The sequence below is a fragment of the Streptomyces sp. DI166 genome (genome assembly GCF_900091315.1).
In the GTDB taxonomy this organism is placed as follows: domain Bacteria; phylum Actinomycetota; class Actinomycetes; order Streptomycetales; family Streptomycetaceae; genus Streptomyces; species Streptomyces fuscus.
This window is the reverse complement of record NZ_FLSP01000044.1, coordinates 41960-65393: the sequence shown is the minus strand read 5'-3', so window position 1 is coordinate 65393 and position 23434 is coordinate 41960. Positions and strand designations below refer to the sequence as shown.

20 protein-coding genes and 1 pseudogene are annotated in these 23434 nt (G+C 71.6%); 10 read left to right on the top strand and 11 right to left on the bottom strand.

What is annotated here, in order from left to right; genetic code table 11:
• Window positions 1–165: 165 nt before the first annotated feature.
• Together GA0115233_RS21860 and ssd are read right to left on the bottom strand one after the other, a co-directional pair.
• A pseudogene (locus GA0115233_RS21860) lies at window positions 166–1372 on the bottom strand (TadA family conjugal transfer-associated ATPase).
• Window positions 1373–1383: 11 nt separating this feature from the next.
• The gene (gene ssd / locus GA0115233_RS21855; RefSeq protein ID WP_093721963.1) at window positions 1384–2475 is read right to left on the bottom strand and encodes a septum site-determining protein Ssd; all 1092 of its coding nucleotides are present in this window, start codon (window positions 2473–2475) and stop codon (window positions 1384–1386) included.
• Between the two features lie 579 nt (window positions 2476–3054).
• Between ssd and GA0115233_RS21850 the strand changes: the two genes are divergently transcribed.
• Entirely contained in the window at window positions 3055–3888 is an 834-nt protein-coding gene (locus tag GA0115233_RS21850; protein ID WP_093721962.1) for an HAD family hydrolase, read from the top strand.
• Between the two features lie 388 nt (window positions 3889–4276).
• On the opposite strand, the gene GA0115233_RS21845 is transcribed toward GA0115233_RS21850, so the two are convergent.
• The gene (locus GA0115233_RS21845; protein ID WP_093721961.1) at window positions 4277–5101 is read right to left on the bottom strand and encodes a Fic family protein; all 825 of its coding nucleotides are present in this window, start codon (window positions 5099–5101) and stop codon (window positions 4277–4279) included.
• A gap of 99 nt (window positions 5102–5200) precedes the next feature.
• Between GA0115233_RS21845 and GA0115233_RS21840 the strand changes: the two genes are divergently transcribed.
• Window positions 5201–6181, top strand: coding sequence for an ATP-binding protein (locus GA0115233_RS21840; RefSeq protein ID WP_093721960.1), 981 nt, complete (start codon window positions 5201–5203; stop codon window positions 6179–6181).
• A gap of 22 nt (window positions 6182–6203) precedes the next feature.
• Here the strand turns inward: GA0115233_RS21840 and GA0115233_RS21835 are convergent, their stop codons facing one another.
• On the bottom strand, window positions 6204–7478 hold the full coding sequence (locus GA0115233_RS21835) for a hypothetical protein (RefSeq protein ID WP_093721959.1): 1275 nt from the start codon (window positions 7476–7478) through the stop codon (window positions 6204–6206).
• 338 nt (window positions 7479–7816) lie between these two features.
• Here GA0115233_RS21835 and GA0115233_RS21830 point away from each other — a divergent pair, with 338 nt between their 5' ends.
• The 6 genes from GA0115233_RS21830 (at window position 7817) to GA0115233_RS21805 (ending at window position 15859) form a co-directional block, all read left to right on the top strand.
• The gene (locus tag GA0115233_RS21830; protein ID WP_176711893.1) at window positions 7817–10267 is read left to right on the top strand and encodes a SulP family inorganic anion transporter; all 2451 of its coding nucleotides are present in this window, start codon (window positions 7817–7819) and stop codon (window positions 10265–10267) included.
• 229 nt (window positions 10268–10496) lie between these two features.
• Window positions 10497–12452: an acetate--CoA ligase gene (gene acs / locus GA0115233_RS21825; protein WP_093721957.1), complete on the top strand. Its 1956-nt coding sequence runs from the start codon at window positions 10497–10499 to the stop codon at window positions 12450–12452.
• Window positions 12453–12631: 179 nt separating this feature from the next.
• Window positions 12632–14062 (top strand): Na+/H+ antiporter NhaA, encoded by a 1431-nt coding sequence (gene nhaA / locus GA0115233_RS21820; RefSeq protein WP_093721956.1) that lies wholly within the window; start codon window positions 12632–12634, stop codon window positions 14060–14062.
• 60 nt (window positions 14063–14122) lie between these two features.
• On the top strand, window positions 14123–14614 hold the full coding sequence (locus GA0115233_RS21815; protein ID WP_093721955.1) for a phage holin family protein: 492 nt from the start codon (window positions 14123–14125) through the stop codon (window positions 14612–14614).
• The gene (locus tag GA0115233_RS21810; protein WP_093721954.1) at window positions 14611–15549 is read left to right on the top strand and encodes an alpha/beta fold hydrolase; all 939 of its coding nucleotides are present in this window, start codon (window positions 14611–14613) and stop codon (window positions 15547–15549) included. The genes GA0115233_RS21815 and GA0115233_RS21810 overlap by 4 nt, the downstream gene beginning before the upstream one ends.
• A gap of 127 nt (window positions 15550–15676) precedes the next feature.
• The gene (locus GA0115233_RS21805; RefSeq protein WP_093721953.1) at window positions 15677–15859 is read left to right on the top strand and encodes a hypothetical protein; all 183 of its coding nucleotides are present in this window, start codon (window positions 15677–15679) and stop codon (window positions 15857–15859) included.
• A gap of 10 nt (window positions 15860–15869) precedes the next feature.
• Here the strand turns inward: GA0115233_RS21805 and GA0115233_RS21800 are convergent, their stop codons facing one another.
• From GA0115233_RS21800 to nth, 3 genes are all read right to left on the bottom strand, one after another.
• Window positions 15870–17069 (bottom strand): MarP family serine protease, encoded by a 1200-nt coding sequence (locus tag GA0115233_RS21800; protein WP_093721952.1) that lies wholly within the window; start codon window positions 17067–17069, stop codon window positions 15870–15872.
• Between the two features lie 65 nt (window positions 17070–17134).
• A complete protein-coding gene (locus GA0115233_RS21795) occupies window positions 17135–17830 on the bottom strand; it encodes an NUDIX hydrolase (protein ID WP_093721967.1) in 696 nt (231 codons plus the stop codon).
• A gap of 121 nt (window positions 17831–17951) precedes the next feature.
• Complete coding sequence (nth, locus tag GA0115233_RS21790; protein WP_255310302.1) at window positions 17952–18890, bottom strand: endonuclease III; 939 nt, start codon at window positions 18888–18890, stop codon at window positions 17952–17954.
• A gap of 333 nt (window positions 18891–19223) precedes the next feature.
• Between nth and GA0115233_RS21785 the strand changes: the two genes are divergently transcribed.
• Complete coding sequence (locus GA0115233_RS21785) at window positions 19224–19898, top strand: Crp/Fnr family transcriptional regulator (protein WP_015658871.1); 675 nt, start codon at window positions 19224–19226, stop codon at window positions 19896–19898.
• 101 nt (window positions 19899–19999) lie between these two features.
• Window positions 20000–20818, top strand: a complete 819-nt coding sequence (locus GA0115233_RS21780; RefSeq protein WP_093721950.1) for a nucleotidyltransferase domain-containing protein — start codon at window positions 20000–20002, stop codon at window positions 20816–20818.
• Between the two features lie 30 nt (window positions 20819–20848).
• Here GA0115233_RS21780 and GA0115233_RS21775 read toward each other — a convergent pair whose 3' ends face one another.
• From GA0115233_RS21775 to GA0115233_RS21760, 4 genes are all read right to left on the bottom strand, one after another.
• Window positions 20849–21679, bottom strand: coding sequence for an MBL fold metallo-hydrolase (locus GA0115233_RS21775; RefSeq protein ID WP_093721949.1), 831 nt, complete (start codon window positions 21677–21679; stop codon window positions 20849–20851).
• Window positions 21676–22554: an NUDIX hydrolase gene (locus tag GA0115233_RS21770; RefSeq protein ID WP_093721948.1), complete on the bottom strand. Its 879-nt coding sequence runs from the start codon at window positions 22552–22554 to the stop codon at window positions 21676–21678. The genes GA0115233_RS21775 and GA0115233_RS21770 overlap by 4 nt, the downstream gene beginning before the upstream one ends.
• Window positions 22555–22734: 180 nt before the next feature.
• A complete protein-coding gene (locus GA0115233_RS21765; RefSeq protein ID WP_093721947.1) occupies window positions 22735–23202 on the bottom strand; it encodes a RidA family protein in 468 nt (155 codons plus the stop codon).
• The gene (locus GA0115233_RS21760; RefSeq protein ID WP_003975360.1) at window positions 23199–23360 is read right to left on the bottom strand and encodes a DUF4177 domain-containing protein; all 162 of its coding nucleotides are present in this window, start codon (window positions 23358–23360) and stop codon (window positions 23199–23201) included. The genes GA0115233_RS21765 and GA0115233_RS21760 overlap by 4 nt, the downstream gene beginning before the upstream one ends.
• Window positions 23361–23434: the final 74 nt, after the last annotated feature.

Here is a 23434-nt window from a genome sequence, read left to right as displayed (position 1 = left end):
CACCGCACCCGCCCGACCGCGACCGCCCGCCAGTCCGGCGGCCCGGCTCCCACCGCTCCGCCCCCGGCGAGCAGCAACCGCGCCCGCCGCACCCCGGCGTTCCGCCCGCTCAGCAGCCACAGCGCCGCCGCCCCGGCACAGGCCGCGGCCCCGCTCATCCCGACATCACCCATCGCACTCCCCGTTCCTCGTCTCGCATCCGTCATCCGCCGACAGCACACCCCGCTCCCGCAGCACCCCCCGCAACCACCCCCACCCCCGCTCGGCCACGAACGCCCAACCCCCACCGCAGCGCGGGAACCGTCCGCACCAACCCCGCCTCGTCCCGCTCCAGGACATGCACCTCGGCGATCCGCCGCAGCCCGTCCCGCCCCCGCACGAGATGCAGGACCACCGACAACGCCGCCGCCACCTGGCTGTGCAGCGCCGCCCGGTCGAGCCCCGCCGCCGTGCCGAGCGCCTCCAGCCGGGCCGGGACGTCGGCCGCCGCGTTGGCGTGGACCGTGCCGCAGCCGGCGTGGCCGGTGTTCAGCGCGGCCAGCAGATGCACCACCTCCGGTCCGCGCACCTCGCCGACGGCCAGCCGGTCCGGCCGCATCCGCAGCGCCTGGCGGACCAGGTCCTGGAGCGTGACGAGCCCGGCGCCCTCCTGGTTGGCGGGTCTGCTCTCCAGGCCCACGACGTGCGGGTGGTCGGGGCGCAGCTCCGCGGAGTCCTCGGCGAGCACGATGCGCTCACCCGGCCCGACGAGCCCGAGCAGCGCGCTGAGCAGGGTGGTCTTGCCGCTGCCGGTGCCGCCGCTGATGAGGAAGGACAGCCGTGCCTCGATCAGCGCCCGCAGCACCCGGTCGCCGCCCGGCGGCACGGTGCCGGCGGTCACCAGTTCGTCGAGCGTGAACGCCCGCGGCCGTACGACCCGCAGGGACAGACAGGTGCAGCCGACCGCCACCGGCGGCAGGACCGCGTGCAGCCGGGTGCCGTCGGGCAGGCGGGCGTCGGCCCAGGGCCGGGCGTCGTCCAGGCGCCGCCCCGCCACCGCGGCAAGCCGTTGCGCGAGGCGTCGTACGGCCGCCGCGTCGGGGAAGCGGACGCCGGTCAGCTCAAGTCCGCCGCCGCGGTCGACCCAGACCCGGTCCGGGGCGGAGACCAGCACATCGGTCACCGAGGGATCGGCGAGCAGGGGTTCCAGCGGCCCGCTGCCGACCAGCTCGGAGCGCAACCGCTCGGCCGCGCCCAGCACTTCGGCGTCCCCGAGCACCCGCCCCTGTTCGCGCAGCGCCTGCGCCACGCGCGCGGGCGTCGGTTCGGCCCCGCTCTCGGCGAGCCTGCGCCGCACCCCGTCGAGCAGCGCGGGGGTCGGCTCGCCCGCCATGGCAGCGGTGGTCATGCCCCCACCTCCATCAGCGCCCGCTCCCAGAAGTCCCGGCAGAACCGCGCCAGCGGTCCGCGGGCCGCCGCTCCCGGCGGGGCATCGCGGCGGCGCAGGGCCGGTTCGTTCGGGACCTCGCCCGCGAGGGGCAGGCCGAGGAGGCGGGCCATCTCGCCGCCGTCGAGGCCGGAGGCGTACGGGCCGCGCACCGCGAGGCGCAGGTCGCCGAGGACCATGGAGACGGCGGAGGCCACCCGTGCGGCGGCCGCGACGGCGCGCAGTTCGGCCGGGACCACGAGGAGGCAGAGGTCGAGCTGGGCGAGCACCTCGGCGACGCCGTCGTCGATCCGGCGCGGCAGGTCGACGACGACCGTGCCGCCGCGCCGCCGGGCGGCGGCCAGGACGGCCCGTACGGCCTGGGGCGGTACGGCGATGCAGTCGCCGCGGTCCCAGCTGAGCACCCTGAGGTCGTGCAGCCGGGGCAGTGACTCCTCCAGGGCTCCGCCGCCGACCCGCCCGCGCGAGGCGGCGAACGCCGGCCAGCGCAGCCCTTCGGCGCTCTCCCCGCCGAGGACCACATCGAGTCCGCCGCCCAGCGGATCGGCGTCCACGAGCAGGGTGCGCAGTCCCTCCCGCGCGGAGGTGACGGCGAGGGCGCACGCGAGCGTGGACGCCCCCGCGCCGCCCCGTCCGCCGATGACGCCGACGGTGAGGGCGGGTCTGCCGACTCCCTCGGCCACGTCGGCGATGCGGTCGACCAGCCACTGCTCGCCGTCCGGGAGCACCAGGACGTGGTCGGCGCCGATCTCGACGGCCCGGCGCCAGACGCCGGAGTCGTCCTGGTCCCGGCCGACCAGCACCACCCCACGCCTGCGGGCGGCGCCGCGCACCCGGCGCGCCGCGTCGTCGCCGACGAGGACGAGCGGTGCCGCCTCCCAGCTGCCGCGGGGTTCCGGGATGCCGTGATGGACCTCGGGTGTCGCCCCGGCCGCCGCGCACAGGCGCAGCAGGTCGTCCAGCAGGACGGCGTCCTCGGTGACGATCAGCGGTGCGCCCGGCCGGCCGGAGGCGGCGGGCGGTGGTTCCTGTGTGACGGTTGAGGCCACAATCTCCCCCTTGCTGCATCTCTCACAGAGCCCCTGAGGCCCCGCGATTCCCAAACGTGTGAAGAACGGGCAACCGGTCTCCATATGAGCGGCCGATACGAACCGGCCAAACTCGCCCGACTATCCGGAACCGGCCATGAAGTCGGCTCCGGCGGGGCGCGTCGGAATCACGGTGCAGCGAAGGCGGAAATCGTGTGGATCTTGGTCAAAAACTGTGGACGACTCAGCGCCTGTGAATATCGCTGTCACCCAAACCGGTGAGCGTTGTACCAACCCCCGTGCGACATCCGCAGAGCAGCGCGACAACTACACACAGTGACGAATCATGGGCATGCCGAAGAGGCGGACAGAGCCGCCTCGTTGTGGCCTCAAGGCCGGAGAAATAGGGAGAAAAACCGTTCGGACATGCGACGACCCCCGCCGGGGGGGAGAGCGGGGGTCGTCCCCACGGCCGACTCGGGGGGGGAGGAGTCGGACCGGGTTAGCACGGTCGCGAACGATCCGTGACTTCCATGGTGTACCCGAGAGCCCTCTCAGGCAAACCCACACGCCCCACCTTACGCCGAATGGGCTGCGCATATGCTCGGGGTCGTGGAAAACCACTCCTTGCCCCGCACAGCGGCCTTCTTTGACCTGGACAAGACGGTCATTGCGAAGTCGAGCACGCTCACGTTCAGCAAGTCCTTCTACCAAGGCGGTCTGATCAACCGCAGGGCCGCCTTGCGGACCGCATACGCCCAGTTCGTCTTCCGCGTCGGGGGTATGGACCATGACCAGATGGAGCGCACTCGGGAGTATCTCTCGGCGCTCGTCCGCGGCTGGAACGTCCAGCAGGTCAAGGAGATCGTCGCCGAGACCCTGCACGACCTGATCGACCCGATCATCTACGACGAGGCCGCCTCCCTCATTGAGGAGCACCACACCGCCGGCCGCGACGTGGTGATCGTGTCCACCTCGGGCGCCGAAGTGGTCGAGCCGATCGGCGAACTGCTGGGCGCCGACCGGGTGGTGGCCACCCGGATGGTCGTGGGAGAGGACGGCTGCTTCACCGGAGAGGTGGAGTACTACGCGTACGGCCCGACGAAGGCCGAGGCCGTCAAGGAGCTGGCCGCGTCCGAGGGGTACGACCTCGCGCGCTGCTACGCCTACAGCGACTCGGCGACCGACCTTCCGATGCTCCAGTCCGTCGGCCATCCGCACGCCGTGAATCCGGACCGGGCCCTGCGCCGCGAAGCCCTCGCGCGCGGGTGGCCGATTCTCGATTTCCACCGCCCGGTCCAGCTCAAGCAGCGGCTGCCCGCATTCTCGGTTTCCACCCGACCGGCCCTGGTGGCGGCGGCCGCCATAGGAGCCGCGGCGGCCACCGCCGGCCTCGTCTGGTACGCCAGCCGGCGCCGTACGGCCCTGGCCTGACCTGCGCCGACGCCGCGGGCCGGGCGGGCGCGCCCCAGCGGTGCCCGTTTGGCTCGCATTTGAACCCAAAAGTAAAGAACCGCAGTCAGGGCTTCCGCTTGCTCCGGAGCTGGAGTAGAAAGGAGTCAACGGCCCGCGAGACCAAAGGACATCCGAGAGGATCACCTTTAAAACGCAATTGGCCCCACGGACCGAGCATGAACATCGGGCACCCACGCGACGTCGACCCGTCGATTACGGGCCAGCCGCACCAGGTGACGGGCAAAGTCCCCGACCTGATGGGCAACATATCGAGGACGCTTGGTAACCCGGTGGACATGCCAGCGGCGGTACGGATTCTCGTACCGCCGCAACCCTGTTCGGGGGTCTTTCCGGGCCTGTCCCTTTCCTACGCCGCTCCGCGCTGCAGCGCCTCGCACACCGCCGTGGACTCGCGCGCCCCCAGCTCGACCGCCTTGCCGCAGTGCGCGATCCAGGCCGCCATCCCCTCGGGGGTGCCGGAGACATAGCCGTCGAGGGCCGTCAGGTAGGCCGCGCCGCCGAGTTCGGCGTAACCGACCTCCGACGGGCACACGGACTTCGGGTCGAGGCCGCTGCCCACCAGCACGATCCGCTCGGCCGCCCGCGCGACCAGGCCGTTGTGGGAGGTGAAGGGCCGCAGCGCCAGCAGCTCACCGTGCACCACGGCCGCGGTCACCAGGGCTGGGGCGGAGCCGCCCGCGATGATCAGCTCGGACAGGCCCTCCAGCCGGCCGTTGACCTCGGCGGCGCTCGGCAGCGGCAGCTCGACCAGCGGCTCGTCGACCGCCTCGCCCGCCTGGCGCGGACGCCCCACCTCGGGGCCGTTGGTCGCCGCGGCCACCAGGTGCAGCCGGGCCAGCACGCGCAACGGCGACTGCCGCCAGATGGACAGCAGTTGCCCCGCCTCGGCGGTCAGCCGCAGGGCGGCGCCCATCACGCGCGCCTCGTCGTCACCGCTGAAGTCGGTGCGCCGGCGGACCTCCTCCAGCGCCCAGTCGGCACCCGCCAGCGCCGCCGAGCCACGGGCGCCGCGCAGCGCCGCCTCGGAGGTGATCTCGTTGCTGCGGCGGCGCATGATCCGGTGTCCGTAGACCCGGTCCACGGCCTTGCGCACGGACTCCACGGACTCGGGCACACCGGGCAGCGCGCCCAGGGCCGCGAACGGATCGGCGGTCGCGCCTGTCGTACTCATGAGTACGACATTACGCACCCCGGGCCCCACCCCACGATCGAGTGGCCATCTTCACGTCCAGCCGTGTCGGCGCGGCCCGCGTCACTACGCTTACTGAACATGAAAATTGCTTTCGTCGGGAAGGGCGGCAGCGGCAAGACGACCCTGTCCTCCCTGTTCATCCGGCATCTGGCGGCGGCCGGTGCGCCGGTGGTCGCCATCGACGCCGACATCAACCAGCACCTCGGGGCCGCGCTCGGCCTGGAGGAGTCCGAGGCGGCCGCGCTGCCCGCGATGGGCGACCGGCTGACGCTGATCAAGAACTATCTGCGCGGCAGCAACCCGCGGATCACCTCCGCGGAGACGATGATCAAGACCACTCCGCCCGGCGAGGGCTCCCGGCTGCTCCGGGTGTGCGAGCCGAACCCGGTCTACGACGCCTGCGCGCGGCCGGTGGAACTCGACGGCGGCGCCGTCCGTTTGATGGTCACCGGCCCCTTCACCGACGCCGACCTGGGGGTCGCCTGCTACCACTCCAAGACCGGAGCGGTGGAGCTGTGCCTGAACCACCTCGTCGACGGCCCCGACGAATACGTCGTGGTCGACATGACGGCGGGCTCGGACTCCTTCGCCTCCGGCATGTTCACCCGCTTCGACATGACGTTCCTCGTCGCCGAGCCGACCCGGAAGGGGGTCTCCGTCTATCGCCAGTACAAGGAGTACGCCCGGGACTTCGGCGTCGAGCTGAAGGTCGTCGGCAACAAGGTGCACGGCGAGGAGGACCTCGACTTCCTGCGCGCGGAGGCCGGGGACGACCTGCTCGTCACGGTGGGGCACTCGGACTGGGTGCGCGCCATGGAGAAGGGGCGCCCGCCCCGGTTCGAGCTGCTGGAGGAGGCCAACCACCGCGCCCTGCACCGGATGCGGGAGGCCGCGGACGCCACCTACGAGCACCGCGACTGGGAGCGCTACACCCGCCAGATGGTGCACTTCCATCTGAAGAACGCCCAGGCGTGGGGGAACGAGCGGACGGGGGCCGACCTGGCCGCCCAGGTCGACCCCTCGTTCGTGCTCGACGAGAGCGTCGCCGCTCCCGCCTGAGCGGACGCGGTCGCTGCCGCCGCTACTGCCGGGCCGCCGGGGCCCCGGGTACGCCCTTCGGGGCCGGGGCCGGGCGGTCCGACAGGAAGGCGGCCCAGCCCTGCCTCGGCGCCTCGCCGACGCCCAGCGTGGTCAGCTTCTGCAGCACCTGCGGGTCCTGGGCATCCAGCCAGTCGGCGAGCTGGCGGAAGGAGACACAGCGCACCTCGGGCTTGTTGCAGACGGTCTCGATGACCTCCTCGACGGCACGCATGTAGGTGCCGCCGTTCCAGGACTCGAAGTGGTTGCCGATGATCAGCGGCGCGCGGTTGCCGTCGTAGGCGCGCTGGAAGCCCTGGAGGAGGCCGTCACGCATCTGGTCGCCCCAGAACGCGTACTTGTCGGGGTCGCCCTGGCTGGTGGTGCCGGACTGGTTGACCATGAAGTTGTAGTCCATGGTCAGCTGCTCGAAGGTGCGGCCGGGAAAGGGCACCAGCTGCATCGACAGGTCCCACAGGCCTTCCTTCTTCTTGGGCCAGACCTGGTTGTTGACGCCGCTGGTGTCGTAGCGGAAGCCCAACTCGCGGGCGGCCTGCATGAAGTTGGCGCGGCCCTCCAGGCAGGGGGTGCGGGCGCCGATGAGCTCCTTGTCGTAGTCGAAGGGCAGCGGCGCGGCCTTGTCCATCCCGGTGTTGGTCTTCCAGGACTTCACGAACTGCTTCGCCTGGGCGATCTCGTCCTTCCACTCCTCCACGGACCACTCGCCGACCCCGCCGCCCTTGCCGCAGAAGTGGCCGTTGAAGTGGGTGCCGATCTCGTTGCCCTCCAGCCAGGCGCCGCGCAGCTGCTCGACGGTGTCGGCGATGCCCTCCACGTCGTTGAAGCCGATGTCGGAGCGGCCCGGCGAGTGCTGCGGCGGCCGGTACTGGTCCCGCTTGTCCTCGGGAAGCATGTACACACCGCTCAGGAAGTACGTCATGGTCGCGTTGTTGGCCTTGGCGACCTTGCGGAAGTGCGAGAACAGGCGCTGGCCGTCCTCCCCGGCGCCGTCCCAGGAGAACACCACGAACTGCGGCGGCTTCTGACCCGGCTTCAGGCGTTCCGGCCGCGGCAGGTGGGGCTGGGCCCCGGTGTACGCGGTGGACCCATCGCCGATCAGCCGGACCGGGCTCTTGGGCGCCGCCTGGGCCGGCTTCTCCTTCTGCGGACCGGGGACTCCGCCCTTGGTGCCCTCACTGCCGCTCGTGCAGCCGGCGAGGGACGCGGCACAGACCGCGGCGACCACGGCGCCCGCGGCGATCTTCTGGGTGGCGGCCATGTTCCGCCCACCTACTTCCTTCTCTCGGGGCCAACGCCGACAGGGGCGTTTTCTGGCGTTCTGCCGGAAAAGCGACGACAGCGCGGCCAAGATCGCACGGACCCGAAAAGGAATTAGTAGGACAAGCCGACGAAACGGGCACTTCACTCATTCAGGTGAGGTATTCGCCCATTTGCCCGGAAACCCTATGCTCGCCCTTTACTCTGCATTACGATCCGTTTACTGAGCGTTGATTTATCCCGCCGCTGCATGCCGTGACCCACGGCCGCCGACCCGACCCCCACACCGCCGGGGGTGACCAGATCCGCGACCGCGCCGCCCCGGAGGAGACGGGAACCATGTCCGCCTGCGTCCCCACCCACACCACCGACACTCGGGCCGAGCCCGCCCATCCGTCCCACAGCCCGCCGCCCGTACGTCCCCGCCGCTTCCGCCTCGCCGGCGCCGATGTCTCCGCATCGGTCGCGGTCTTCCTGATCGCGCTGCCGCTCTCCCTCGGCATCGCGCTCGCCACCGGTGCACCGCTCCAGGCCGGGCTCGTCGCCGCCGCCGTCGGAGGGCTCGTCGCCGGCCGGCTCGGCGGGGCCCCGCTCCAGGTCAGCGGCCCCGCCGCCGGTCTCACCGTGGTCACCGCCGATCTCATCCAGCGCTACGGCTGGCGCACCACCTGCGCCATCACCGTCCTCGCCGGTGCCGCCCAGCTGGGCCTCGGCTGCCTGCGCGTGGCGCGCACCGCGCTCGCCGTCAGCCCCGCCATCGTCCACGGCATGCTCGCGGGCATCGGCGTCACCATCGCCGTCGCCCAGCTGCACATCGTCCTCGGCGGCACCCCGCAGAGCTCCGTCCCCGACAATCTGCGCGCCCTGCCCGCCCAGCTGGCCGAACTGCACCCGGCCGCCGTCTCGGTCAGCGGCCTCACCCTCGCCCTGCTGCTGCTCTGGCCGCACCTGCCCGGCCGGGCCGGACGCCTGCTGCGCCGGGTGCCCGCCGCCCTGATCGCCGTCGCCGGGGCCACCGCCGCCGCCTCGCTCGCCGCGCTGCGGCTGCCCAAGGTCGACCTGCCGTCCTGGCGCAGCCACGCCCTGGCCGGGCTCCCGGAAGGACCGGTGCTCGGCATCCTGGCGGCCGTGCTGACCGTCACCCTCGTATGCAGCGTGCAGTCGCTGCTCGGCGCGGTCGCCGTGGACAAGCTGGCCGCCGGCCGCCCCGGCCCGCCCGAGGGCGTCGGCCGCTCCGACCTGGACCGCGAACTGCTCGGCCAGGGTGCCGCCAACATCGTCTCCGGCGGCCTCGGCGGACTGCCGGTGGCCGGGGTCGCGGTGCGCAGTTCGGCGAATGTGAACGCCGGTGCCGTCAGCCGGAACTCCACGATGCTGCACGGCGTTCTGGTAGTAGTCGCCGCGCTGCTGATGGTCCCGCTCCTGGAGCTGATCCCGCTCGCCTCGCTCGCCGCCCTGGTGATGGCCGTCGGTATCCGCATGGTGTCCCTGCACCACATCCGCACGGTGACCCGCCACCGCGAGGTGCTCGTCTACGCCGTCACCACCGCCGGCGTGGTCTTCCTCGGCGTCCTGGAGGGCGTGACGCTGGGGATCGCCGTCGCCGTCGCCGTCTCCCTGCACCGCCTCGCCCGCACCCGTATCACCCATGACGAGAAGGAAGGAGTCCATTACGTCCATGTCCGAGGCCAGTTGACCTTCCTCGCCGTGCCCCGGCTCAGCCGGACCCTGCACCTCGTACCCCAAGGGGCCCGTGCCGTCGTGGAGCTGGACGGCTCCTTCATGGACCACGCGGCGTACGAGACGCTCCAGGACTGGCAGAACACCCATACCGCGCGGGGCGGTTCGGTCGAGTTGCACGGCCGCAGGGCGGGGCTGCGGATCGCCGAGCCCGGGGTCCCCGACACCGCGACCACGGCATCCGGGACCGCCGTACCGGCGGGCGCGCAGGCCGGGTGCCGGTGCCGCCCCTGGACGCCCTGGCGCAACCACCAGTGCGAGGAGCCCTCGCCGGACGCCCGACCGGACGGCCCACACCGCGCCGGTTCCGGAAACGGTGTGCCGACGGATTCGGCCCGGCACGGCCACGGGCCGAGCGGGCGGGAACTGGCGCGCGGTATCAGCGCGTTCCAGCGCAACACCGCGCCGCTGGTGCGCGGTGAGCTGGCCCGGCTGGCGCGGGAGGGACAGCGGCCCTCCCAGCTCTTCCTCACCTGCGCCGACTCGCGGCTGGTCACCTCGATGATCACCTCCAGTGGTCCCGGTGATCTGTTCGTGGTGCGCAATGTGGGCAACCTGGTCCCGCCTCCGCTGCCCGGCGGGGCGACCTTCCGGTCCAGCGAGGAGAGCGGGGACGACTCGGTGGCCGCCGCGATCGAGTACGCGGTGGACGTGCTGAAGGTCCGGTCCATCACGGTGTGCGGGCACTCCGGATGCGGGGCGATGCAGGCGCTGCTCAGCTCCGAGCCGGGCCGTGCGCGCAGCCCGCTCGGGCGGTGGCTGCGGCACGGCATGCCGAGCCTGGAGCGCCTGGCCGACGCGGGCAGGCCGTGCCCGAGGCTCGCCGGGCGGGCGCCCGCCGACGCCGCCGAGCAGCTCTGCCTGACCAATGTGGTCCAGCAGCTGGAGCACCTGCGCGCCCACGACTCGGTGGCACGGGCGCTGCGGGACGGGGCACTGGAGCTGCACGGGATGTACTTCCATGTGGGTGAGGCTCAGGCGTACCTGCTCACCGGGCACGGCGGGGAGCAGCTCTTCGACCATGTGCGCGCGGCGGAGCTGCCGGCCTGAGGGCGGGCCCGGGACCATAGGTGTGAAAGGCGACACAGGCCCTGAACTCTCCCTGGTCAGCGTCCGTGGGTACGTGTGACGCCGCCTACCGGACAACAGCCGTGACAGGGCCGTGGACAGGTCCACAGACAGGTCTAAACCAATTTCCCGTCGGCCCTTGTCATCGGGCCCCCGGGTCTGATGAGCTGTGGCCTGGGACACAACGGACACCCTGGGAAAGGGAGATGTCGTGAGCAACGAAAGCCTGGCCAACCTCTTGAAAGAGGAGCGACGCTTCGCGCCGCCCGCTGACCTGGCCGCCAACGCCAACGTCACGGCTGAGGCGTACGAACAGGCCAAGGCTGACCGGCTCGGCTTCTGGGCCGAGCAGGCCCGTCGGCTGACCTGGGCCAAGGAGCCGACCGAGACGCTGGACTGGTCGAACCCGCCGTTCGCCAAGTGGTTCAAGGACGGCACGCTCAACGTCGCGTACAACTGCGTGGACCGCCATGTGGAGGCCGGGCTCGGCGACCGGGTCGCCATCCACTTCGAGGGTGAGCCCGGCGACAGCCGCGCCCTCACCTACGCCGAGCTCAAGGACGAGGTCTCCAAGGCGGCGAACGCGCTGCTGGAGCTGGGTGTCCGCAAGGGCGACCGGGTCGCCGTCTACATGCCGATGATCCCCGAGACGGCCGTGGCGATGCTCGCCTGCGCCCGGATCGGTGCCGCCCACTCCGTCGTCTTCGGCGGCTTCTCCGCCGACGCGCTCGCCACCCGTATCCAGGACGCCGACGCCAAGGTGGTCATCACCTCCGACGGCGGCTACCGGCGCGGCAAGCCGTCCGCGCTCAAGCCGGCCGTCGACGAGGCCATCGCCAAGGTGGACAACGTCGAGCACGTCCTCGTCGTCCGGCGCACCGGTCAGGAGGTCGCCTGGGACGACAGCCGGGACGTGTGGTGGCACGAGCTGGTCGAGCGGCAGAGCGCCGAGCACACCCCGGAGGCGTTCGAGGCCGAGCAGCCGCTGTTCATCCTCTACACCTCCGGCACGACGGGTAAGCCGAAGGGCATCCTGCACACCTCCGGCGGCTACCTCACCCAGACGGCCTACACCCATCACGCCGTCTTCGACCTCAAGCCGGAGACCGACGTCTACTGGTGCACCGCCGACGTCGGCTGGGTCACCGGGCACTCCTACATCGTCTACGGCCCGCTCGCCAACGGCGCCACCCAGGTCATGTACGAGGGCACCCCGGACACCCCGCACCAGGGCCGGTTCTGGGAGATCATCCAGAAGTACGGGGTGACGATCCTGTACACGGCGCCCACCGCGATCCGTACGTTCATGAAGTGGGGCGACGACATCCCCGCCAAGTTCGACCTGTCGAGCCTGCGCATCCTGGGCTCGGTGGGCGAGCCGATCAACCCCGAGGCGTGGATCTGGTACCGCAAGCACATCGGCGCGGACCGCACCCCGATCGTGGACACCTGGTGGCAGACCGAGACCGGCGCGATGATGATCTCGCCGCTGCCCGGCGTCACCCACACCAAGCCCGGTTCCGCGCAGACCCCACTGCCCGGTATCTCCGCGACCGTCGTCGACGACGAGGCCAACGAGGTGCCCAACGGCGGTGGCGGCTACCTGGTGCTGACCGAGCCGTGGCCGTCGATGCTGCGCACCATCTGGGGCGACGACCAGCGGTTCATCGACACCTACTGGTCGCGTTTCGAGGGCAAGTACTTCGCCGGTGACGGTGCCAAGAAGGACGACGACGGCGATGTCTGGCTGCTCGGCCGCGTCGACGACGTCATGCTCGTCTCCGGCCACAACATCTCCACCACCGAGGTCGAGTCGGCGCTCGTCTCGCACCCCTCGGTCGCCGAGGCGGCCGTGGTCGGCGCCGCGGACGAGACCACCGGTCAGGCGATCGTCGCCTTCGTGATCCTGCGGGGCACCGCCGCGGAGACCGACGACCTGGTCGCGGAGCTGCGCAACCACGTCGGCGCCACGCTCGGCCCGATCGCCAAGCCCAAGCGGATCCTGCCGGTCGCGGAGCTGCCCAAGACCCGCTCCGGCAAGATCATGCGCCGTCTGCTGCGCGACATCGCCGAGAACCGTGAGCTGGGAGACGTCACCACGCTGACCGACTCCACGGTGATGGACCTCATCCAGGCCAAGCTGCCGGCCGCGCCGAGCGAGGACTGACCACCTCCAACAGCCCATGAGCGGAGCGCTCCACTCCGGAGCGCTCCGCTCATGGGTAACGGCCCTCATATGCCGGGGCGGCACAGGTTAGGTACGCTAAACAACACGTAAAGTTCCACAAGGTGCGCCGGGAAGTCTGGTCGGCAAGTGTTTGTGCTGCCCGCTTCCCGGAGGTTCCCGTGTCCACGCCCCGCACCCCCCGCAAGGTCCTCGGGCGGCTGTCCCTGCCCGAGCGGAACTTCGTCGCGGACGCGCTGCGCACCGAGACCGTCGGCGGTGTCCTGCTCCTCGCCGCCGCCGTGGCCGCCCTGATCTGGGCGAACGTCCCCGTGCTGAGCGACAGCTACGCCGAGGTCAGCCACTACCACATAGGCCCCTCGGCCCTCGGCCTCGATCTGTCGATCGCGCACTGGGCGGCCGACGGACTGCTCGCGATCTTCTTCTTCGTCGCCGGTATCGAGCTCAAACGCGAACTGGTCGCCGGTGACCTGCGCGACCCCAAGGCGGCCGCACTGCCCGTGGTCGCCGCGCTGTGCGGCATGGCCGCCCCCGCGCTCGTCTACACGCTGACCAACCTCTCCGGCGACGGCTCCCTGGCCGGCTGGGCCGTGCCCACCGCCACCGACATCGCCTTCGCGCTCGCCGTGCTCGCCGTGATCGGCACCTCGCTGCCGAGCGCCCTGCGCGCCTTCCTGCTCACCCTCGCCGTCGTCGACGACCTCTTCGCCATCCTGATCATCGCGGTCTTCTTCACCGAGACCCTGAACTTCGCGGCCCTCGGCGGCGCCGTCGCCGGCCTGGTGGTCTTCTGGCTGCTGCTGCGCAAGGGCGTGCGCGGCTGGTACATCTACGTGCCCCTCGCGCTGGTCATCTGGGCGCTGATGTACAACAGCGGCATCCACGCCACCATCGCCGGTGTCGCCATGGGCCTGATGCTGCGCTGCCACCCCCACGAGGGCGAGGAGCACTCCCCCGGCGAGCACATCGAGCACCTGGTCCGGCCGCTCTCGGCAGGGGTGGCCGTCCCACTGTTCGCCCTGTTCAGCGCCGGTGTCGTGCTGTCCGGAGACGCGCTCGGCAAGGTGTTCACCCATCCGGAGACCCTGGGTGTGGTGCTCGGGCTGGTGGTCGGCAAGACGGTCGGCATCTTCGGCGGCACCTGGCTGACCGCGCGGTTCACCCGGGCCTCGCTCAGCGACGACCTGGCCTGGGCGGACCTGTTCGCGGTGGCCACCCTCGCCGGGATCGGGTTCACCGTCTCGCTGCTCATCGGCGAGCTGGCCTTCGAGGGCGACGCCGCCCTCACCGACGAGGTCAAGGCCTCCGTGCTCATGGGCTCCCTGATCGCGGCCCTGCTGGCGACGGTGCTGCTGAAGATCCGCAACGCCAAGTACCGGCGGATGATCGAGACCGAGGAGCGCGACGACGACCACTCGGGCATCCCCGACATCTACGAGGAGGACGACCCGGAGTACCACCTGCGGATGGCCGCCATCCACGAGCGCAAGGCCGCCGAGCACCGGCGGATCGCCGAGGAGAAGGCCGCGGAGCTGGAGCGGCTTGCCGAAGTGGCGGGCGGGGCAGGCGAGGAGAACGAGCGTCGGGCATGATCTGACGGGACGGTACAAAAGTCGAGACCTCACCCAGACGGTCAGAAGAGGGAGAACGCGATGAGCGCACCCGACGGCAGCCCGGTCGGCGCCGAACGCAGCATCGGCCAGCTGTTCGCCTCGGCGACGACCGAGATGTCGGCCCTGGTGCACGACGAGATCGCCCTGGCCAAGGCACAGCTCAAGCAGGACGTGAAGCGCGGTGCGACCAGCGGCGGCGCGTTCATGGTGGCCGGCGGTGTGCTGGTGTTCTCCCTGCCGATGCTCAACTTCGCCCTGGCGTACGGCATCCGGACCTGGAGCGACTGGAACCTCGCCATCTGCTTCCTGCTCTCCTTCGCCGCGAACGTGCTCATCGCCGTGGTGCTCGCGCTGATCGGCGTCTACTTCGCGAAGAAGGCCAAGAAGAGCAAGGGCCCGCAGAAGGTCGCCGCCTCGATGAAGGAGACCGCGGGCGTCCTGCAGAAGGCCAAGCCGCACCCGCGTCCGGCGCCGGAGCTGGAGGACCGGTCGCCCGCCGCCATCGAGGCTGTGGCACGCTCGTCGTCATGACGGACCCGGCCACCCCTTCGGCGCAATCCGCCTCGGTCGCACGACTCGACGGCCCCTGGACCCACCGGGACGTGGCCGCCAACGGCGCGCGCTTCCACATCGCCGAGATGGGCGACGGGCCGCTGGTGATGCTCCTGCACGGCTTCCCGCAGTTCTGGTGGACCTGGCGGCACCAGCTCCCGGCGCTCGCGGACGCCGGGTTCCGGGCGGTCGCCATGGACCTGCGGGGCGTCGGCGGCAGCGACCGCACCCCGCGCGGCTACGACCCGGCCAACCTGGCGCTCGACATCACCGGCGTGATCCGCTCCCTCGGCGAGCCGGACGCCGCCCTCGTCGGCCACGACCTGGGCGGCTACCTGGCCTGGACGGCGGCGGTGATGCGCCCGAAGCTCGTACGGCGCCTGGCGGTGGCGTCCATGCCGCATCCGCGGCGCTGGCGCTCGGCGATGCTCTCCGACGTCCGGCAGACCTCCGCGTCCTCCTACATCTGGGGGTTCCAGCGGCCCTGGATCCCGGAGCGCCGGCTCACCGCCGACGACGGGGCGCTGGTCGGGCGGCTGATCCGGGACTGGTCCGGGCCGCGGCTGCCGGAGGACGACGCGGTGGACACGTACCGTCGCGCGATGTGCATCCCCTCCACCGCGCACTGCTCGATCGAGCCGTACCGCTGGATGGTCCGCTCGCTGGCCCGGCCGGACGGCATCCAGTTCAACCGCCGGATGAAGCGCCCGGTGCGGGTGCCGACCCTGCATCTGCACGGCTCCCTGGACCCCGTGATGCGCACCCGCAGCGCGGCCGGCTCCGGAGAGTACGTGGAAGCCCCGTACCGCTGGCGCCTGTTCGACGGACTCGGACACTTCCCGCATGAGGAGGATCCGGTCGCTTTCACATCGGAACTGGTCAATTGGCTGCAGGACCCCGAACCCGATCGGTGACGGTTCAAAAGCTCCGGGTATCGGTGGCTGAACACCTGTCCTACGAACGGCCACTTGCCCGGCGCATAGGCCAATTGGGGGCCCTGGGGGCGGTTATCGACCTTGGGGCAGGGGCAGACGTCGGGGTATGGGCTGGACGCACGACTACAACGACGTAGCACGCAACCGCCGCTCGGGCAGCTCTCTGAGCGGCCGCCAGGGCGGCAGCGCCCCGCAACTCGCGGGATCCGACCCCCGGGTGGGGATTCCGCGCATCCTGCGCCGCCGGGCCCGCTGGGTCTCGGTGCGCCTGCGCCACCCACGCGGCTGAGCCGCGGGGCTCACAGCGCGCAGCTGTCGCTGTCCACCTGCTGGTTCGCGGTACGCCCGGCGGCGATGTCCTCCTTGACCTCGTCCGCGGTGAGCGCGTAGCCGGTCTCGGCGTCGTCGAGGGACTTCGCGAAGACCACTCCGTACACCTTGCCCTCGGGCGTGAGCAGCGGGCCGCCGGAGTTGCCCTGGCGGACGGTCGCGTACAGCGAGTACACATCGCGGTGCACGGTGCCGCGGTGGTAGATGTCCGGGCCGTTGGCCGGTATACGGCCTCGGACGCGGGCCGCGCGGACGTCGTAGGCGCCGTTCTCCGGGAAGCCCGCGATGATCGCGCCGTCCCCGCTGCGCGCGTCGGTGGAGGTGAACTGCAGCGCGGGCGCGTCCAGATCCGGTACGTCGAGGACCGCGATGTCGCGCTTCCAGTCGTACAGGACGACCTGGGCGTCGTACTTGCGGCCCTCCCCGCCTATCTGGACGGTGGGTTCGTCGACGCCGCCCACCACATGGGCGTTGGTCATCACCCGGCGGTCGGCGAAGACGAAGCCGGTGCCCTCCAGGACCTTGCCGCAACTGTCCGCGGTGCCCACGACCTTGACGATGGACCGCTTGGCGCGGGTGGCCACCGCGCTGTTGGCGAGCGCCGGGTCGGGCGGCTTGACGTCGGTGATGGGCTCGTTGGCGAACGGGCTGAAGACCTGCGGGAAGCCGTTCTGCGCGAGGACGGAGGAGAAGTCCGCGAACCAGGTGTCGGCCTGGGCGGGCAGCGCCCGGGCGACCCCGAGCAGCACCTTGGAGTTGCGGACCTCCTTGCCGAGCGTCGGCAGGGTGGTGCCGGCCAGGGCGGAGCCGATCAGCCACGCGACCAGGAGCATCGCGACGACATTGACCAGGGCGCCGCCGGTGGCGTCCAGGGCGCGGGCCGGGGACCAGGTGATGTAGCGGCGCAGCTTGTTGCCGAGGTGGGTGGTCAGGGCCTGGCCCACGGAGGCGCAGACGATCACCACTATGACGGCGACCACCGCGGCGGTCGTGCTCACCTCGGAGTTGTCCGTCAGGGCGTCCCAGATCACCGGGAGCAGATAGACGGCGACGAGTCCGCCGCCGAGGAAACCGATCACCGACAGGATGCCGACGACGAAGCCCTGCCGGTAGCCGACGATCGCGAACCACACCGCGGCGAGCAGCAGCAGGATGTCCAGCACGTTCACCGCTTAACGCCTCGCCTCGTCACTTCCCGGCCCCCCGATTTTCACAGAACACGGCGACCACCCTGTCACGACCGCCAGTCGAGCGGGACCTGCTTCTCCCGGTCCCAGGGCCGCTCCCAGCCCGCGAAGTGCAGCAGTCTGTCGATGATCCCGGCGGTAAAACCCCAGACCAGAGCCGATTCGACCAGGAATGCCGGACCTCGGTGGCCGCTGGGGTGGACCGCGGTGGCGCGGTTGGCGGCGTCCGTGAGATCCGCCACGGGGACGGTGAAGACCCGGGCCGTCTCGTTCGGATCCACGACCCCGACCGGGCTCGGCTCGCGCCACCAGCCGAGGACGGGAGTGACCACGAAGTGACTGACCGGGATGTACAGCCGGGGCAGGACGCCGAAGAGCTGGACCCCGGACGGGTCGAGACCGGTCTCCTCCTCGGCCTCGCGCAGCGCGGCCCGCAGCGGCCCGTCGGCCTTCGGGTCGCCGTCCTCGGGGTCGAGGGCGCCGCCGGGGAAGGAGGGCTGGCCCGCGTGGGAGCGCAGCGAGCCCGCCCGCTCCATCAGCAGCAGCTCGGGGCCGCGCTCGCCCTCGCCGAACAGGACCAGTACGGCCGACTGCCGCCCGGTGCCGTTCTCCGGCGGCAGGAAGCGGCTGAGCTGGGTCGGCTCGACGGTCTCCACGGCGTGCACGACCGGGTCCAGCCAGGCGGGCAGGCCCTCCTTGCTGAGTGTCACCGGCATGCCCTGTGTATGGCTCGCTCGTGTCATCGCCACCCCCGTCGTCCTGCCGATTCCAACGCCGGGCGACGCCGAGATCGTTCCTGTGCCGGACCCTGAGACTTCCCCGGAGACCGGCCCCGACGCCTTCTCAGGGGCAGGTTGGGGCCCGTCATCCGGCCCCCAGCGGCGGGGCCGCCTTGCCACCGGCGTCGAGATAGGCCTGCGGGGGCTTCAGACGCTGGCCCGGGAAGCCGCCCTTCTCGTACTTCAGGAGCTTCTTGGCCTTCTCCGGGTCCGTCTCGCCCTCGCCGTACGCGGGGCAGAGCGGGGCGATGGGGCAGGCGCCGCAGGCCGGCCTGCGGGCGTGGCAGATCCGGCGGCCGTGCCAGATCACGTGGTGCGAAAGGTCGGTCCAGTCACTCTTGGGGAACAGCGCCCCGATCTCGGCCTCGATCTTGTCCGGGTCGGTCTGCTCGGTCCACTTCCAGCGCCGCACCAGCCGCTGGAAGTGCGTGTCCACGGTGATGCCGGGCCGCCCGAAGGCGTTGCCGAGCACCACGAAGGCGGTCTTGCGGCCGACGCCGGGCAGCTTGACCAGGTCCTCCAGCCGCCCCGGCACCTCGCCGCCGAACTGCTCGGTCAGCGCCTTGGACAGCCCTATCACCGATCTGGTCTTGGCCCGGAAGAACCCGCACGGCCGCAGGATCTCCTCGACCTCCTCCGGGTTGGCGGCGGCCAGGTCCTCGGGGGTGGGGTACTTGGCGAAGAGCGCGGGGGTGGTCTGGTTGACGCGCAGGTCGGTGGTCTGGGCGGACAGCACCGTGGCGACCAGGAGCTGGAAGGGGTTCTCGAAGTCCAGTTCGGGGTGGGCGTAGGGGTAGACCTCGGCGAGCTCGCGGTTGATACGGCGGGCTCGGCGGACGAGGGCGGTGCGGGACTCGGGTTTGGCGGGTCTCGCGGCCGCGCGTTTCGCGGGGGCCGCCTTCTCCGCGGGGGCCGCCTTGTTCGCTGCCGCCGCTTTCTTCGTGGCGGCTGCTTTCTTCGTGGCGGCCGCTTTCTTGGTGGCCACCGCCTTCTTCGCGGTCGCCGTCTTCTTCACCGCGGCCACTGCACGCTTTGCCGCTTTTGCCGGTTTCTTTGCGCCACCAGAGTTCTGTTCGCCCACAGCGGAATCACGACGTACAACCACCCGCCCAGCCCCCTTGGCCTGTGCTCTCACCGGCGATTTGGACACCCGGCCAGCCTAAAGCCCGGCACCGACATCCGCCCCGAGCCCTGAAGATCGGCGCCCAATTGGACCCCTGCCGCTTAACTCGGGACACCTGTGCGGCATCCTTGTGACAGATCACACTGTTTGGACGGTCCGGCAAAATGGGGAGCACGGTCCCCTGGTACCAAGGGGGAGCAAGATCCCCTGAGCAGGTCGACAAGGAGAGAACTCGTGGACGACGTTCTGCGGCGCAACCCGCTCTTCGCGGCGCTCGATGACGAGCAGTCCGCGGAGCTCCGCGCCTCCATGAGTGAGGTGACCCTCGCGCGCGGCGACTCCCTCTTCCACGAGGGCGACCCCGGAGACCGGCTCTACGTGGTCACCGAGGGCAAGGTCAAGCTCCACCGCACCTCCCCCGACGGTCGCGAGAACATGCTCGCCGTCGTCGGCCCCGGTGAGCTCATCGGTGAGCTGTCGCTCTTCGACCCGGGCCCGCGTACGGCGACCGCCACCGCACTCACCGAGGTCAAGCTGCTCGGCCTCGGCCACGGCGACCTCCAGCCCTGGCTGAACGCGCGCCCCGAGGTGGCCACCGCGCTGCTGCGCGCCGTCGCCCGCCGTCTGCGCCGCACCAACGACGCCATGTCCGACCTGGTCTTCTCGGACGTGCCGGGCCGTGTCGCACGCGCCCTGCTGGATCTGTCGCGCCGGTTCGGCGTGCAGTCCGAGGAGGGCATCCACGTCGTGCACGACCTCACGCAGGAGGAGCTGGCCCAGCTGGTCGGCGCGTCCCGCGAGACGGTCAACAAGGCCCTCGCCGACTTCGCCCAGCGCGGCTGGCTGCGCCTGGAGGCCCGCGCGGTGATCCTCCTGGACGTCGAGCGCCTGGCCAAGCGTTCCCGCTGACGCCCACCGCTCGGCCGTACGGCTGTCACAGGGCCCGTCTCCTCGCGAGGCGGGCCCTGTTTCCGTGTGCCTGACCACAGTGGCTTTGGCACAGTGAGGTCATGGCTGACACGGCGCTGGGCAAGGGTCTCGACGGTCAGGGGTACATCGCGCGCGAGGGCTCGCTCGCCCTGGTGTCCGACGACTTCCGGCCCGTGGTCGCCGCGGCCCGCGACCGGCTGCTGGACGTCTTCGGGGCGCGGATGCACAGCGCCTACCTCTACGGGTCGATTCCGCGCGGCACCGCGCGCGTGGGGCACAGCGACCTCGATCTGCTGGTCGTGCTGCACGCCGAGCCGACCGACGCCGACCGCGAGGACGCGCGCGTGCTCGGCGAGGGGCTGGACAAGGAGTTCCGGCGCATCGACGGGGTCGGCACGCTGCTGTACGGCAAGGCGCGCGTGCTCAGCGAACCGGAGCGGCACGACCTGGGGTGGTTCGTCGCCTGCCTGTGCACCCCACTGCTCGGCGAGGACCTCGCCGAGTACCTGCCGCGCTACCGGCCCGACTCCCTCCTCGCGCGGGAGACCAACGGCGACCTCGCCCTGCTGCTGCCCCGCTGGCGCGAGCGGATCACCGCCGCCGACTCCGAGGAGGCCCGCAGGCCCCTCGTACGGCTCCTGTCCCGCCGTCTCGTCCGCACCGGGTTCACCCTGGTCATGCCGCGCTGGAACGGCTGGACGAGCGATCTGACGGAGATGGCGGAGGCCTTCGGCGCGTACTACCCGGAGCGCGCCGAGCAGATGCGCGCCGCGGCGGTCCGCGGCTACGAGCCGGTGGGCGACGCGGCCGTCCTGCGGTCCTACGTCGGCGACCTGGGCCCGTGGCTGGCGGAGGAGTACGCGCGCGTGCACGGCGTGAAGGCGCCGCGGCCCGACTAGAGAGCGCCTATGACGCCGTTCCAATGGCGCCTAGATGAGCCCGTGCTCGGTCAGGTAGTCCAGCTGGGCCCGTACCGACAGCTCCGCCGCCGGCCACAGGGAGCGGTCCACGTCCGCGTACACGTGCTCCACGACCTGCTGGGGCGTCCGGAAGCCGTTCTCGACCGCGGTCTCGACCTGGGCGAGGCGGTGGGCGCGGTGGGCGAGGTAGAACTCGACGGCGCCCTGCGCGTCCTCCAGGACCGGGCCGTGGCCGGGGAGCACCGTGTGCACGCCGTCGTCGACGGTGAGTGAGCGCAGACGGCGCAGGGAGTCCAGGTAGTCCCCGAGACGGCCGTCGGGGTGGGCCACGACGGTCGTTCCGCGCCCCAGGATGGTGTCACCGGTCAGCACCGCTTGATCGGCCGGGAGATGGAAGCACAGGGAGTCGGCGGTGTGGCCCGGGGTCGGGACCACCCTCAGCTCCAGGCCGCCGACGCGGACCACGTCCCCGGCGCCGAGCCCCTCGTCGCCGAGGCGCAGCGCCGGGTCCAGGGCGCGCACCTTGGTACGGGTGAGCTCGGCGAAGCGGGCGGCGCCCTCGGCGTGGTCGGGGTGGCCGTGCGTCAGCAGGGTGAGCGCGACGCGTTTGCCCGCCTTCTCGGCGGTGTCGATGACATTGCGCAGGTGGCCGTCGTCCTGTGGGCCCGGGTCGACCACGACGGCCACGTCGGAGTCGGGCTCGGACAGGATCCAGGTGTTCGTGCCGTCCAGGGTCATCGCGGAGGCGTTGGGCGCGAGGACGTTCACCGCGCGCGGGGTGGCGGGGCCCGAGTGAACCCCGCCCCGCGGCTGGCCGGGAAGGGTGCTGGCGTCCGTCATGCGGGGGCTCCACCGGTCGGAGTGGTCGGGATGTGCTTGGTGAACTCGGCGTGTCCCGGCCAGGACAGCACGATCTCACCGTCCTCCAGGCGCGCCTCGGCGATGATCGGCGTCATGTCCCGCGCGGGGGCGGCGGCGAGCGCCTCGGCGGCCGTTCGGCACCGCATCAGCTGGCGCAGGGTGGCGATGGTGGGCGGCATCATCAGCAGCTCGCCCTTGTCGTACGCCGCCGCCGCGTCCCCGGGGGCGGTCCATACGGTGCGGTCGGCCTCCGTGGAGACGTTGCGCGTGCGCTGGCCCTCGGGCAGGGCGGCGACGAAGAACCAGGTGTCGTAGCGGCGGCTCTCGAACTCCGGGGTGATCCAGCGGGTCCAGGCGCCGAGCAGATCGGAGCGGAGGACCAGGCCGCGGCGGTCGAGGAACTCGGCGAACGAGAGGTCCCGGGCGACCAGGGCGGCACGGTCGGCCTCCCAGTCCTCGCCGGTGGTGTCGCCGACGACGGTCTCCGGGGTCGGGCCCGCGAGCAGGACGCCCGACTCCTCGTACGTCTCGCGTACGGCGGCGCAGACGATCGCCTGGGCGCCCAGCTCGTCGACGCCGAGGCGATCCGCCCACCACGCGCGCGTGGGGCCCGCCCAGCGGACCTGGTGGTCGTCGTCGCGCGGGTCGACGCCGCCGCCGGGGTAGGCGTAGGCGCCGGCCGCGAAGGCCATGGAGGCGCGTCTGCGCAGCATGTGCACGGCGGGGCCGGTGTCGGTGTCCTTCAGGAGCATGACCGTCGCCGCGCGTTTGGGCGGCACCGGGGTGAGGGCGCCGTCCGCGAGTGCGCGGATGCGGTCGGGCCACTCCGGGGGATACCACTGACCGTTCGCCATGTCCGGAGGCTATCTCGGGGCGCGCGGATGTTCGAGAGGTGGCCGGGTGGGGTGGGGGTGCGGGGAGGTGGGTGCGCTTGCCGGCGCCGGCAGGGTGCCGCTGCGCCCACCCGTGCCGCCCCAGCGGCACGACTGCCCGCAGCTACGGCGGAAAGCACAGCACCCCGCCCCGTCGCCCTCCTACGCCGAAGCCAGCTCCACCTGGACCTCGACCTCCACCGGTGCGTCCAGCGGGAGGACCGCCACGCCCACCGCGCTACGGGCGTGGACGCCCTTGTCGCCGAGGACCTGGCCGAGGAGTTCACTGGCGCCGTTGATGACGCCCGGCTGGCCGGTGAAGTCCGTGGCGGAGGCCACGAAGCCGACGACCTTGACCACGCGGGCGATCCGGTCCAGGTCACCGGCGACCGACTTCACCGCGGCGAGGGCGTTGAGCGCGCAGGTGCGGGCCAGCTCCTTGGCCTCCTCCGCCGTGACCTCCGCGCCCACCTTGCCGGTGACCGGGAGCTTGCCGTCCACCATGGGGAGCTGGCCGGAGGTGTAGACGTACACACCGGACCGCACGGCGGGCTGGTACGCGGCCAGCGGCGCCGCCACGGCGGGCAGCGTCAGCCCCAGTTCGGCGAGCCTCGCCTCGACCGCGCTCACGCCTGCTTCTCCCGCTTCAGGTAGGCCACCAGCTGCTCGGGGTTGTTCGGCCCGGGCACGACCTGGACGAGCTCCCAGCCGTCCTCGCCCCAGGTATCCAGAATCTGCTTCGTGGCGTGGACGAGCAGAGGCACAGTCGCGTATTCCCACTTGGTCATGTGGCCGACTTTAGCCCCTGTCGTAACAGCACTCGCGCGCACGTTGTCCACAGCCTCCGGCGTGATCCGGCGAC